Here is a 12,857-nt window from a genome sequence, read left to right as displayed (position 1 = left end):
GGCATGGTCGATGCGACGAAGGCGTTCAGCGGGTTCTCGGTACGGGACGTCCCGGAGGCGAAGGAGTTCTACCAGGACGTCCTGGGGGTCGAGGTCTCCGAGGACCACGGCATGCTCTTCCTGCAGCTCGGCGACGGCCACGGTGTCCTCGTCTACCCGAAGGGGCCTGCGCACGAACCCGCGGCCTTCACGGTGCTGAACTTCCCCGTGCCGGACGTCGACGCCGCGGTGGACGAGCTCACCGCGAAGGGCATCACGTTCCTGCAGTACGAGGGGATGACCGACGAGAAGGGTGTGAACCGCAAGGGCGGCCCGCTCATCGCCTGGTTCACCGACCCGTCGGGCAACGTCCTGAGCGTCGTCGCCGATTGAACATGTTGTGTTCAGAAAGCTCGCGCCGGCCCCACTGACCGCCCTACCGTCGTCCCACACCGACGAGAGGACGGCCATGACCGCTGTAGTGGGACGACACTGGACCCGCGAGGAACTCCTCATCGAACGCGCGCGGGTCCGGGCGCAGTGGGACCTCGATGAACGAGAGTTCGCGCCGACCGAGCAGTGGCGCGATCTCTTCACCGACGAGTACCTGCCTCAGGACTGGCTCGACAGCATCTCATTCCTGCTGGGCGAGCGATGACCGAGTCAGCCACGCCGGTACCCACTGACGTCCTGGCACAGTTCGCGACGCTGGCCGCCGGATGAGGGGTCAGCGCGTGAGCGCACCCGCCCACGCCAGTGCAACGGGTACGAGCAGCCCGTGCCGGTGGTGCGGGAGCTCGGCGATCGGCAGCCAGCGCGACTCGTCGGTGGACCCGTCGATCTCGTCGCGCAGTGCGCCGCCGACGACCGTCGCGCGGAACACGACCTGCACGGCCTTCATCGGGCGCCCGTTGGCGTGGATCCGGCGCTCCGCGGGGACGACGTGGTGCCGGACGCCGAGCAGGGCGCCGACCTCGGACTCGTACCCGGTCTCCTCGCGGACCTCGCGCACGACGGCCTGCTCGACGGTCTCGTCGAACTCGACGCCACCGCCCGGCAACGTCCACGTGCCGGCTTCGGGGAAGCGCAGCTTCGCCAGGAGCACCCGGTCACCGTCCGTGATCACGCCGTACGCGGCGAGCCGGGTGTCGTAGTCGGTGTACTCCATGGGCCGACCATGCCAGGTGGGCGCGCCGACGCACGCAAGCCGCGCCGTGCCTCCCCTCCGTGCTCCCGCTCGGAGCCCTCAGGCGTCGACGCGCGCTGCTGCCCAGCCGACCCGCATCCGGGCGACGGCGCGGTCGAAGCCGCTCAGCGGCTCGGCGTCGTCGCGGACCATCGCCTGCAGCTGCAGCCCCTCGAACAGTGCCATGAGCTGCTCGGCGGCGTGCCGGGGCGAGGCGCCCCGTGGCTCGCGGGCAGCGACGACGTCACGGACCAGGGCGAGGGTGAGGTCCTCGAACGCCCGGGTGTACTGGGTACGGAACCACCCGGCTGCGGGGTGGCCGGGGTTCGACGCGGCGCTGAGCACGGCGATCCGGAGCCGGACGAGCGCCGGGTCCGTGACGCCGGCCTCGAGCCGGGCACGCAGGTACGCGACGGCACCGTCCCGTTCGGCGACGGGCCACAGCGCGAGTCGGCTGCCGTTGTTCCACCGGTCGATGACCGCGACGACGAGGAGTTCCCACATCGGGAACGCTCGGCTGACCTCGGCGACCGGCACCTCGGCGTGCTCGGCGACCTCGTCCGGTCCGACCCGGTGGAAGTCCGTCGCGCGGTACGCCGCGATCGCACCGGACACGATGCGTGCACGGAGATCGGCGTCGGGCGTGGGCATGCTGACGATTGTCCGGTCCCGGGGGCGACCACGCGACCGCCAGTTCAGGGGGCGCGAAGACGGTCAGAGCCGATCGAAGGTCAGTGCCAGTCGAACGTCAGTGCCGGTCGAAGGTCAGCGTCTCGTCGTCCGGGGCGGTGACGGCGCCGGTCCGGGCGAACTCGGCCCAGATCGCACGGAAGGCCCGGCCGCGCCGCTCGACCTCGGGCCAGTCGCGCTCGGGGACGAAGCGGGTGCCGGCCCAGGCCTCGCGGCCGCCGAGCAACAGCGGCAGGTCGCTCATGTGGACGGCGCCGGTCGGCGCGGTCGTCACGCCACGGAGGAGCCGGTAGGACGTCGCTCGCCCGCCGGCTCGGCGGTGCCGCGCGGTGAAGCGTCGGACGTCGCGGCCGTAGATGACGTCGGAGAGCGGACGGACCACCCACCAGCGGAGCGCCGGGCGCAGGATCCGTGACCGAGCGACCCGCGACAGACCGCGGACCAACGGCACGTACATGCCGGTCTCGTCCGTCGCGGAACCGATCAGGACGTCGACGTCGGGAGCGACTCGGCTCCAGGCGTCGTCGAGGTCGCGTTCGACGGGCAACGGGGCGAACCCGTACTGGGTGCCGAACGGCATCCCGCCCGCGAGTCCGTACGGCGCGGCCGCCCGGGTGCCGAGAGCCTGCCGTTCGAGCAGGTCGTCGAGCGGGGTGTCGGCGTGCACGGCACCGACGGCCCGGATCATCGCGCGGTTCATCCGGGACCGACCGCGCGACAGCCCGAGCGGTGCGCTCTGGATGATCGCCCGGCGGAACAGCCCGGCCGCGCCGTCGCTGATCATCAGGTGGGCTGCTGCGTCGCCGCCGGCCGACTGCCCGAACACCGTGACGAGGTCGGGGTCGCCACCGAACGCGGCGATGTTCGCCTGCACCCAGCGGAGCGACTCGAGCAGGTCGAGCAGTCCGAGGTTCGCCGGGATCGACGCCCCGTCGCCCAGGAACCCGAGGACCCCGAGCCGGAAGGTCACCGACACCACGATCACGCGCTGCTCGGTCACGAGGTCGCGGGCGTCGTAGATCGGCAGGTCGCCGCCGCCGATGACGTACGAGCCGCCGTGGATCCAGACCATCACGGGCAGGCGCTCGTCGGGCGTCACGTCGGCGGGCAGCGTGATCGACAGGCGCTGGCAGTGCTCGTCGACGGTGATGTCCTCGACCTCGCCGAGCAGCTGGTCGACGAACTGCGCGTGCGGCTGCGGCGCCACGGGGGACGGCGTCGACGCGTGCAGTTCGCTCGCGAAGGGCGGCATCGGCTCCGGCGGCGCGAACCGGTCGGCCCGCGCGTAGGGGATCCCGAGCACGCGGACGACGTCGCCGTCCACCGTCCCGACGATGCGACCGGCCGGGGTGTCGAACGGGGCAGGCGTCGCGTCGAGCATGGGCTCCACGCTACCGAGGGTCGCTGACCCGCTCGTGGGTCGGTTCGGCGACCGGACGCAGCGACCCGGATGCGGCGAAGGCGGCCACGAAGAGCACGGCGATCAACCAGAGTGCGCTGAGCGCGCCGACTTGCTCGGCGATCGCGCCGATGACGGGCGGGCCGGCGAAGTTCGCGAAGTACCCGATCGACGCGACGACGCTGACCCGGGCAGCCGGGTTCGGGCCGCTCTGCGCCGCTGCCGACATGCCGAGCGGGAACCCCATCGAGACGCCGACCGCCCAGAGGACCACGCCGATGAGCGTGAGCCACCAGGTCGTGCCGACGATGAACAGGACGGCGCCGAGGATGCCGAGCGCGGTCGTCCAGCGGACCGTCCGGACCCGTCCGAGTCGATCGACGACGGGGCCGGCGAAGACGCGCGTCGCGGCCTCGGAGACCGCGAACACGGTGAAGAAGAGGGCCCCGACCGTCGCCGTCTGGCCGTGTCCGTCGGTGGCCGCCAGGGCGAGCCAGTTGTTCGCCGACCCCTCGCCGAGTTCGACGCCGAGCATCACGACGCCGATCAGCAGCAGTCGGACGTCCGCCCAGCCTCGCGCCCACTGCCGCAGGCGCTGCCGCGGGGTGAGCGTCGTGTCGTGTTCCTCGGCGCGCGTGCCGTCCGGGATCGCACGCATGGCGATCACGCCGACCACCAGGATCACGACGGCCTCACCGATCAACTGGGCCGAGGGGGCGATGCCCAGCCATGCGCAGAGGGCGGCGATCCCGGCGCCGAGGGCCGCGCCTCCCGACCAGGCGGCGTGCATCAACGGGAGCAACGTGCGACCGGCGAGCGCCTCGATCGCCGTGCCCTCGACGTTCGCCATGACGTCGAGCGCGCCGATCCCGGCACCGGCGACGACGAACCCGACGCTCGCCAGCGGCACGGAGTGCAGCGCAGCGGCGATGCCGATGAGTGCCAGTGCGGCGGGGACCAGGACGGCGACCGCCGTCAGGGCGCGTCGGCCGCCCAGGCGCCGGAGCAGCGGGGCGGCGCTGAGCAGGCCGCCGATCGAGCCGATCGTGACACCGCCGAGCATGAGACCGATGGTGCCGATGTCGACACCGAGTTCGACGCGGAGCTCCGGGAGCCGGGGACCCCAGCCGGCCAGGCTGATCCCGCCGATGGCGAACGCGACGATGATCGCGTTCCGCCACCCGGCGAGCTGGCTGCGGTCCACGTCGACCCCGGAGGTGTGCATCCGGCTATCGAACCCGCTTGATGGGGATCACCACAAGGGCACCGATGATGGCGATCGCACCGGCGGCCCAGCACATGAGCGTGTAGTTGTCGGCGGCGTCGCCCGACCCGATCTTCAGGAAGAACAGTGCGACGGCCGGAGCGAGCGACTGCGGCAGCGCGTTGGCGATGTTGATGACCCCGAGGTCCTTGCCGGGGCGGTCGGCGTTCGGCAGCACGTCGACGACCAGCGCCGTGTCGATGGCCGAGTAGATCCCGTACGCGAAGCCCATGATGACCTCGGCCACGTAGAAGCCGTTCACGGTGTCGGCGTGCGCGAGCACGACCAGGCCGACGGCGAACATCGCCGTCGAACCGCCGACGAAGACCTTGCGACGGCCGATCTTGTCGGACGCCCAGCCGGACAGCGCCGCGCTGACCAGGAGCGCGATCGTGTAGAGCAGCACACCGAAGGCGACGGCCGCGGTGGCCTCCTTCGCGTCCTCGATGCCGAGGTGCTTCTCCATGTAGAGCAGGCGGTAGGTCGTGAACATGAAGGTGGCGAAGATGATCAGGAAGCGCGACCACCAGGCGAACGCGAAGTCCGGGTTCTTGATCGGGTTCGTCCAGAACGAGGCGATGAGGTTCAGGAACGTGAACTTCTTCAGCTTGTACGTCGGCAGGTCGTCACGGGCGACCACGGCGTACACCGCGACGAGGATGATCGCCAGGATGCCGGGTGCGATGAACAGCACGGGCAGGTTCGCGACGAAGAACACCGACAGGTAGGTGCCGGCGAGCACGGCGATGTTCTGCGCGAGGGCGATGATGCTCGACGAGCGGCCGCGCTGCAGCTGGGGGACGTTGTCGGCGAAGCTCGCGAGCAGGGTGGCCAGCGTCGCGTTGGCGGCGAGCTGGGCGAGGAGCCAGGCCAGCGTCAGGTTCAGGACGTCGGGCGAGTAGGCGATCCAGGCGAGGGCGATCGCGAAGACGACGACACCGCTCAGCAGCCAGGGCCGACGACGACCCCAACGGGTGCGGGTGCGGTCGGACAGCGCGCCGGCGAGGGGGTTCATGATGAGCGCACCGAACGCGCCGATCGGCAGCACCGAGCCGATGACGTTCGCCGCGTCGTCGCCGACCAGGGCCTGCGCCTTGAGCTGCATGCTGACGTAGACCGGTGCCATGAGTGCGACGAAGAGGCCGAACTGCCCGAGGAACAGGGCGATCTGGTAGCCGATGCCCACCTTCACGGTGCTGATCGGCTGGGTGATGCCCTCTTCGGGGTGCAACAGTGCCGGGCTGCCGGGTTCGGGTGTGCTCATGACGCCTCCTCGAGTCGATGCTGGTGGCCAAAACCGTCCTGTGCACGGTTTTGACTGGCTGAGCATACATCGACAGGTGTCGTTCATGTACCGACGTGCGACACGGGGGGACGCAAAAACTACACACCGGGTGGTTTTTGGGGTAGCGTCGTCATCGATCTCGCCGTGGAGCATCGCTCCTCGACGGACTGCGACACCCGGTGCTTCGACACCTGGTCGCCGCGACACCCAGACAGGACCGAAGGAGCCTCTGCAATGCCCACCACTTCTGTGCAGCTGTACTCGCTGCGAGACGCCATCGCCGAAGACCTCGACAAGGCCATCGCCCGCGTCGCCGAGATCGGGTACGAGAACGTCGAGCCCTACGCGTTCGTCGAGCGTGCCACGGACCTCGAGCGTGCCTTCGCCGCGACCGGCCTCAAGGCGCCGTCCGGCCACGTCGCCGTGATCGACGCCGAGGACACCGCGCCGATCTGGGACGCCGCCGAGCGCCTCGGCATCCAGACGGTCATCGACCCGTTCATCCCGACCGACCGCTGGCAGACCGCCGACGACGTCGCGAAGATCGCCGAGCGCGTCAACGTCCTGACCGCTGAGGCAGCCTCGCGCGGCCTGAAGTTCGGCTACCACAACCACCAGTGGGAGTTCACGAACAAGGTCGACGGCCGCACGGTCTACGACCACTTCGTCGAGCAGATCAGCCCGGAGACGGTGCTCGAGCTCGACACCTTCTGGGCGACCGTCGGTGGCGCCGACGCCCCCGCCGTCCTGAAGGCACTCGGCGACCGCGTCGTCGCCATCCACGTCAAGGACGGCAAGGTCGACGGTGACATCCTCACCGCACTGCCCTCGTCGGAGAGCGCGCTCGTCGTGCCCGAGGCGCTGCAGCGTGCGTTCGAGAACCAGACCCCCGCGGGCCAGGGCGACGTGGACGTGGCGGGCATCCTCGCCGCGGCGCCGCAGGCCATCCGCGTCGTCGAGTTCGACGCCTACTCGGGCGACGTCTTCCAGGGCATCACCGAGTCCCTCGCATGGCTGAAGGACAACGACAAGTGAGCCGCATCGGAGTCGGCATCATCGGTGCGGGGAACATCTCGGACCAGTACCTGACGAACCTGACCCAGTTCGCCGACGTCGAGGTCCTGATGGTCGCCGACCTCATCCTCGAGCGCGCCGCGTCCCAGGCCGAGAAGTACGGCGTCCCCGCGTCCGGCACGGTCGAGGAGCTCCTCGCCCGCGACGACATCCAGATCGTGGTGAACATCACGATCCCCGCCGAGCACGCCAAGGTCGGCCAGCAGATCATCGCTGCCGGCAAGCACACCTGGAGCGAGAAGCCGGTCGCGACGAACGCCTCGGACGCGCAGGAGCTGCTCGCAGCCGCTGCCGCTGCCGGTGTCCGCTACGCCTGCGCCCCCGACACCGTCCTCGGTGCCGGCATCCAGACCGCCATCCGCGCCATCGCCCGCGGCGACATCGGCACGCCGCTCACCGCGACGACGATGTTCCACGTGCCCGGACCGGACCAGTGGCACCCGGACCCCGAGTTCCTGTACGCCCAGGGTGCCGGTCCGCTGTTCGACATCGGCCCGTACTACGTCACGACGCTCCTGCACGCCTTCGGCGCCGCCTCGCGCGTGCAGGCCGTGTCGTCGAAGTCCCGCGAGACGCGCGTGATCGGTTCCGGCCCCCGCGCCGGCACCGAGTTCGCCGTCGAGGTGCCCACGCACCACGCAGCGCTCATCTCGTTCGAGGGCGGCCAGTCGGCGCAGACGACCCTGTCGTTCCAGCACGCGCTGCCCCGCAACGGCTTCGTCGAGATCAACGGCTCCGAGGGCACCATCGTGCTGCCGGACCCGAACGTCTTCGACGGCGACAGCACGCTGTGGACGCTCGGCAAGGACGAGCCGACCACGCTGACGCACAAGGGCTCCACCTGGGGCCGCGGCACGGGCGTCGTCGAGCTGGCCCGCGCGATCGCCGAGGGCCGCCCGGAGCGCGCCTCCGGTGCCGTCGCGTCGCACGCGCTGGACGTCATGCTCGGCATCCGCGATGCCGCCGAGTCGGGTCAGTCCGTCGAGATCACCTCGTCGATCGACCCGATCCAGCCGCTCCCCGAGGACTTCGACCCCGCCGCCGCGGTCCTCGCCGAGGCCGCGAACGCGTAGTCACGTCGTGCGTCGCGCACCGCGCCGCACCTGGTGAGCAGGAATGGTCGGGTCCCGAACGGGGACCCGACCATTTCTGCTCACGAAACGCACGCGCCGCGCTCACTCCGGCGGCGCGGGCACGATCTGCTCGAGCAACCGCAGCACCTTCTCGCCGTCGACGGCCTCGGGGTCGAGCAACCACTGCACCTGCAGCCCGTCGGACGCCGCGATGCTCAGCGAAGCGAGGTCGACCGGGTCCAGGTCGCCGCGGATCCGTCCCGCCGCCTGGTCCGCCGCGATCAACGCGGCCAGGTCGGCCCGGAGCCGCGTGAACCGCTCCCGCATGAAGTCACGGGTCGCCGGGTGCCCCTCCTGCACGGCGTCGGCCGCGAGCGTCGTGTAGAGCTGCACCAGGCCCGGCACCGCACGGTTGCGCGAGGCACTGTCGCGCATGTCCCCGATCGCCGACTTCAACCGGTCGGGCGCCCCCTGCTCGCGCACCTCGTGCTCGCGGTAGACGGCGAGCAGCAGTTCGTCACGGCTGGGGAAGTAGTGGCGGAGCGCCGCGTGGGTGATCCCGAGGGCCTCGGCCACGGACCGCAGCGACGATGCGTCGACGCCCTGTTCCGCGACCATGCGGATCATCTCGTCGAGGATCTGGGTCCGGCGCTCGGCTCCCTTGCGGTACCCGCCGCGTCGCGGCGGGGCCGCGTCGTCGTCGGCGGGGTGCGTCATGCACCCAACTTACCGCTGGAAGGTTTTTCCGCCACCGTCTGGAGGCCCGCAGCGATCCGGTACCGCGCCTCCCGTCGACGGGTGGTCGCGTCGACCGCCTCGGTCGCGTCGGTCCGGTCGCGTCGGCCCGGCTCGCTTCAGCCCGGGCTCGTCAGTCCTGGTCGTCGACGGTGTACTCGTCGACCGGTGCCGGCTCACCGTCGGCGAGCGCGTCGACGATCCTGGTCAGCGACTCCGCGAGGACGGCGTTGTCGGCATCGGACAGGTGGTCGAGGACCCCGACCACGGCCTCGTGGAAGCGGGCGTACGAGGCATCGATCTTCTCGGCGGCGAGGTCGGTGGGTTCGAGGACCTGCGCACGACGGTCGGTGGGGTGCGCGGTGCGGACGAGGAGTTCCTTGTCGACGAGCGCGTCCACGAGCTTCGTGACCGAGGCGTTCGACACGGTCAGCATGACGGCGAGGTCCTTGGGGCCCATGGTGCGGCCGTCGCGGTGGGCCTGGAGCATGTACCGGATCGCCAGCGACTCGTTCTTGCTCAGCCCGCTCTCGATGCGTGCGGACTCGATCTGCTGCTCCTCGGCGTGCTGGAGGCGCAGCAGGGCGTCGACGGCGGTCTTCGCGGCCTCGGATCGGGGCTCGTGGGCGTAGAGGTGGACGTGCTCTCGACGGACGACGGTCAACGGCATGTGATCATGCGCTCCTTGCTACGCGGCGGGGACGGTGAAGAAGTCGGCGTACGCCGGCTCGGCGCGCCCGGCGAGGAGCGACGGGTCCTCGATGCGGCGCTCGACGTAGGCGTCGATGACGGCCGGGTCGGTCAGACCGATGCGGGTGTGGCTGCCACCGATCCGTGCCGCCCGAGGCATCCCGGAGTACGTGCTGTGCATGTCTGATCCCGCCCTTCTGCGGCCGTTCGTCCCCTGCGGACGCTCGAACTCTTTCACGACGTGAACGTTTTTCGCAACGAACGATTCGCAAACTGTACGTTTCGCGCACCGAACCGTTCGCTTCGCACATCAGCGCGCGGTGGGGGCCTGCGGTCGAAGACCCTCCGATACGCTGCACATCAGATGCCACTCTCGCCGGGGAGTGCATCCGGGCAAAGTTGAAGCCCACCACCGCAGCAACGGTGGTGGGCTTCGATCAGCTCTCCGAGTGGAAAGCCAGGGAAACAAGTCTTCCCGAGCTGAGCGCTCGGGAGCAAGTGTACGCGGGCACGCTCGCGTACGCATCCCTGGCTCTCCGCTCTTTCGTGTCGGCCGGCTGACACCGAGAGGAGGACTCGATGTCGAAGGACAACGAGTCCGACCGCAGGCGTCAGGTTCCGTGGTTGGGGATCGCGAGCTTGCTCGTGACCGTGGCGCGGTTCTTGTACGACCTGGGGCGGAAGGGCTAGGTGCTCGAGGCATCCCGCGGCGGTTCCATCGTCGCGGGATGCCTTCCGGAGCCGTCAGACCATCGCTGCGGCCATCACCGCGACCGCGATCCCCATGGCGAGCGTCTCGACGACGGGGAGCGCGCGGGTCCGACGCCGGATGCCGTCCCGCACCATGTGGGCGGTGAGCAGCAGGTAGCCGGTGGTCAGGCCGCCGAGGACGACCTGCCACGTCACGGCGACCGCACCACCGTGCCCGTGCACGCCGACACCCGTCATGCCGGTCATGCCGGGGTCGTGCGCCATGCCGACGCCCAGCGCGCCCATCACCAGCAGACCGAGCGCCGCGTGCAGTCGCCCGAACCGACCGTGCGCCGACGCGACCCGGACCGACGGAGCCGACCCGGGCCTCCCGTCCGAACCGGACGCACCGGACGCACCAGACGCACCAGACGCACCAGACGCACCAGATGCACTCTGTACCCGGTGCACCGCGGCGACCACGACGGCCAGCAGCGCGAGCACCACGAACCAGAGCACCCCGGGCAGCACGCGCGGCCCGAAGGCCCCGTCCACCATCGCGGCCACCATCACCACTGCCGCCACCACGTCGACCGCACGGCCGGGGCGCCACGCCCCGACCGTGCAGCAGGCCCCGGCGGACGCCGGCACGATCGCGGCGAGCCCGAGCAGGTCGGTCACGTCAGTGTCCGTGCCCGTGGTCGTGTGCGACGGCGTCGTGCGCCGCCTCGACGCCACCGGACGCGTGGTGCGAGCAGTGCGACGCCGCCGTCGCGCCGATGGCCGCCGGCACGTTCAGCGCCGGGTTCCGCGGGAAGAACCCGTACGGCTTGAGCGTGAACTTGGCGTAGTCGACCGGCATGACGGGCCAGTCCTCGGGCCGCGGGAAGTGCGTCGGGCCGAAGGTGTGCCAGAGCACGATGTCCTCGCCGTCGAGCGGTCGGTCCCCCTCGACGTAGCGGGCGACCCCGTCGCCGCCGGGGTTCTGGTGCACGAAGTCGCCGGCGGCGAAGCGCTCCGCCGGGTCGTACTGCGTGACGTACAGGTGCTTGCGCGCGAACTCGGCACGGGCGGCGACGGAGGACGAGTCGTCGGCGAGCAGCACCGGGGCGTCCTGCGGGTACAGCACGTAGCCGGTGGGGCGGTCGAGGTGGTTGCGCTCCTCGGTGTTCGAGACGAACCACGTGCGCGCCTTGGACGCGTCGGCGAGACGACCCGACGACGACTCCGACGCGATCCGGGCCACCGACTTCGTGAACGCGTTGCCGTGCTCGTTGCCCGGTCCGACCGGCACCCGCACGGCGTCGACCTCGTCCACGGCGTTCGACAGCCCGTCGACCATCATGTCGAGTCGCGCCGAGAACAGGTGCTGGTGGTACGGGGCACCGAGGCCGGGGGCGACCTCGGAGGCGTAGGGGTAGTCGTCGCCGGACTCCGAGCGCCCCGGGTACGAGCTGGTGAAGAGCACGCCGGTGAGCTTCGCCTCACACTCGATCGTGCCGTCCAGGTAGAGGTACCAGTAGAAGCCGTAGTCGTAGTTGCCGACGGTGGTGAAGAACGAGATCACCAGGCGGCGGGATCGACGGACCTCCTGCGAGCCGGTGTAGATGTCGCCGTGCTTCCAGAGCGTGCCGAAGTCCTCCTCGTGCATGCAGATGCCGTTGCGGATGGTCTGCGGGTTGCCGAGCTCGTCGGCCAGGACGGCGTCGAAGTACTGGATCTCGCCGACGCAGTCGCAGCCGAGCTCGAGCGAGTTCGTGAACCGCCCGAACAGGTACTCGCCGGTGTCGAAGTAGTTCTGCCAGAACCGCACCGGAGACGGGTCGCCGTACGGCACGAGCATCTCGTCGATCGACGCCCGGTACACGATCGGGCGCAGCCGCTCGCCGTCCTGCCACGAGAGCTGGCGGAGCACGAGTCCCTCGCGGGCGTCGAAGCCGACCTGGAACCGCCAGTTCGCCCACTCGACGAACTCGCCGTCGACGCGGAACGACGGCCCCTCGGGCTGGGTGATGACGATCGGCTTGAGGTCGAGCGGTTCGCCCTGCATCGCGGGGTCGTCGAAGTTCCCCGAGGTGGTCGGAACGGGCATGTCCGCCACGTCCACGATCCGCGTGACGGCCCGGTTCGCCGCGTCGACGTACGCCGACAGGCCGTCGACGGGGTGCGCCCACACGTGGTCGGCCGGGTGGTCCTGCTTGAAGGCGAGCACGCGCAGGATGCGCCGCCCCTGCTCCTCCGGGTAGTCGTAGTACCCGGCGGACAGCGGCACGCACTTGACCTCGTCGGCGGACAGTCCGCGCTTCGCCAGGGCAGCGACCCAGCGCTCGTCCGCGTTCGCGATCTCGCCGACGGCGTCGAACTCCTCGATCAGGACGGGCAGCTGGCCACGGGACCCGTCGAGCACGTCGGTCCGCAGCACCGTGCCGGTGGTGATCGACACGACGCGGTCGGTGGAGCGACCGGTCGCCATGTCGAGCAGCATCACCCGGGCCGTGCGGTCCGGCAGGGGGCCGTCGCCGGCCTGCCACGCCAGGACCTCCTGCTTGTGCGGCTCCTCGAGGCCGACGTAGGCGAAGCGGGTGGTGTCGGTCCAGTCCGGCTGCGCCGTGACGAGGTCGCGGACGGCGGTGAACTCGTCGGGCGTCAGGCTGCCGAGCGGGTGCGCGGTGGTGTCTGCGTCGGTGGTCACGGTGGTCGGGTCGGTGATCGTCATGTGCGTGGTGCTCCTTGCGCGTTGCGTCGTGCGTGGGGTCGGGTCGGTTCGGCCGGGAGGCGCGTGGTGCGCCCGG

The 12,857-nt window shown here is 70.6% G+C and carries 14 protein-coding genes; 4 read left to right on the top strand and 10 right to left on the bottom strand.

The genetic code is table 11. From position 1 onward, the window contains the following. The first annotated feature begins 3 nt into the window (after positions 1-3). Together EDF48_RS03125 and EDF48_RS03120 are read left to right on the top strand one after the other, a co-directional pair. Positions 4-372, top strand: coding sequence for a VOC family protein (locus tag EDF48_RS03125; protein ID WP_131878040.1), 369 nt, complete (start codon positions 4-6; stop codon positions 370-372). A gap of 76 nt (positions 373-448) precedes the next feature. Further along, the gene (locus EDF48_RS03120; protein ID WP_131878038.1) at positions 449-637 is read left to right on the top strand and encodes a hypothetical protein; all 189 of its coding nucleotides are present in this window, start codon (positions 449-451) and stop codon (positions 635-637) included. 69 nt (positions 638-706) lie between these two features. On the opposite strand, the gene EDF48_RS03115 is transcribed toward EDF48_RS03120, so the two are convergent. The 5 genes from EDF48_RS03115 to EDF48_RS03095 all read right to left on the bottom strand — a co-directional run bounded on the left by EDF48_RS03115 (position 707) and on the right by EDF48_RS03095 (position 5,782). Continuing rightward, entirely contained in the window at positions 707-1,147 is a 441-nt protein-coding gene (locus EDF48_RS03115) for an NUDIX domain-containing protein (protein ID WP_131878036.1), read from the bottom strand. Between the two features lie 78 nt (positions 1,148-1,225). Continuing rightward, complete coding sequence (locus EDF48_RS03110; RefSeq protein WP_131878034.1) at positions 1,226-1,816, bottom strand: TetR family transcriptional regulator C-terminal domain-containing protein; 591 nt, start codon at positions 1,814-1,816, stop codon at positions 1,226-1,228. 97 nt (positions 1,817-1,913) lie between these two features. Next, positions 1,914-3,236: a carboxylesterase family protein gene (locus EDF48_RS03105; RefSeq protein ID WP_131878032.1), complete on the bottom strand. Its 1,323-nt coding sequence runs from the start codon at positions 3,234-3,236 to the stop codon at positions 1,914-1,916. 10 nt (positions 3,237-3,246) lie between these two features. After that, on the bottom strand, positions 3,247-4,479 hold the full coding sequence (locus EDF48_RS03100) for an MFS transporter (RefSeq protein ID WP_131878030.1): 1,233 nt from the start codon (positions 4,477-4,479) through the stop codon (positions 3,247-3,249). 4 nt (positions 4,480-4,483) lie between these two features. Beyond that, positions 4,484-5,782, bottom strand: coding sequence for an MFS transporter (locus EDF48_RS03095; RefSeq protein WP_123294465.1), 1,299 nt, complete (start codon positions 5,780-5,782; stop codon positions 4,484-4,486). A 255-nt stretch (positions 5,783-6,037) separates the two neighbouring features. Here EDF48_RS03095 and EDF48_RS03090 point away from each other — a divergent pair, with 255 nt between their 5' ends. After that, positions 6,038-6,838, top strand: coding sequence for a sugar phosphate isomerase/epimerase (locus EDF48_RS03090; protein WP_207906619.1), 801 nt, complete (start codon positions 6,038-6,040; stop codon positions 6,836-6,838). Further along, on the top strand, positions 6,835-7,950 hold the full coding sequence (locus tag EDF48_RS03085) for a Gfo/Idh/MocA family oxidoreductase (RefSeq protein WP_111083744.1): 1,116 nt from the start codon (positions 6,835-6,837) through the stop codon (positions 7,948-7,950). Before EDF48_RS03090 ends, EDF48_RS03085 begins: the two co-directional genes overlap by 4 nt. Before the next feature lie 102 nt (positions 7,951-8,052). On the opposite strand, the gene EDF48_RS03080 is transcribed toward EDF48_RS03085, so the two are convergent. The 5 genes from EDF48_RS03080 to EDF48_RS03060 form a co-directional block, all read right to left on the bottom strand. Further along, a complete protein-coding gene (locus tag EDF48_RS03080; protein ID WP_131844991.1) occupies positions 8,053-8,667 on the bottom strand; it encodes a TetR/AcrR family transcriptional regulator in 615 nt (204 codons plus the stop codon). Positions 8,668-8,818: 151 nt separating this feature from the next. Then, a complete protein-coding gene (locus EDF48_RS03075; protein ID WP_123292878.1) occupies positions 8,819-9,355 on the bottom strand; it encodes a MarR family transcriptional regulator in 537 nt (178 codons plus the stop codon). A gap of 18 nt (positions 9,356-9,373) precedes the next feature. Next, complete coding sequence (locus EDF48_RS03070) at positions 9,374-9,556, bottom strand: hypothetical protein (RefSeq protein WP_123292879.1); 183 nt, start codon at positions 9,554-9,556, stop codon at positions 9,374-9,376. Between the two features lie 563 nt (positions 9,557-10,119). Next, positions 10,120-10,746, bottom strand: coding sequence for a hypothetical protein (locus EDF48_RS03065; RefSeq protein WP_131878028.1), 627 nt, complete (start codon positions 10,744-10,746; stop codon positions 10,120-10,122). Between the two features lies 1 nt (position 10,747). Further along, complete coding sequence (locus EDF48_RS03060) at positions 10,748-12,781, bottom strand: primary-amine oxidase (protein ID WP_131878026.1); 2,034 nt, start codon at positions 12,779-12,781, stop codon at positions 10,748-10,750. Positions 12,782-12,857: the final 76 nt, after the last annotated feature.

This window comes from Curtobacterium sp. PhB191 (genome assembly GCF_004346515.1).
Classification (GTDB): Bacteria; Actinomycetota; Actinomycetes; order Actinomycetales; family Microbacteriaceae; genus Curtobacterium.
Note: the sequence above shows the minus strand (reverse complement) of the source record. Positions and strands in the feature narration are given on the sequence as shown.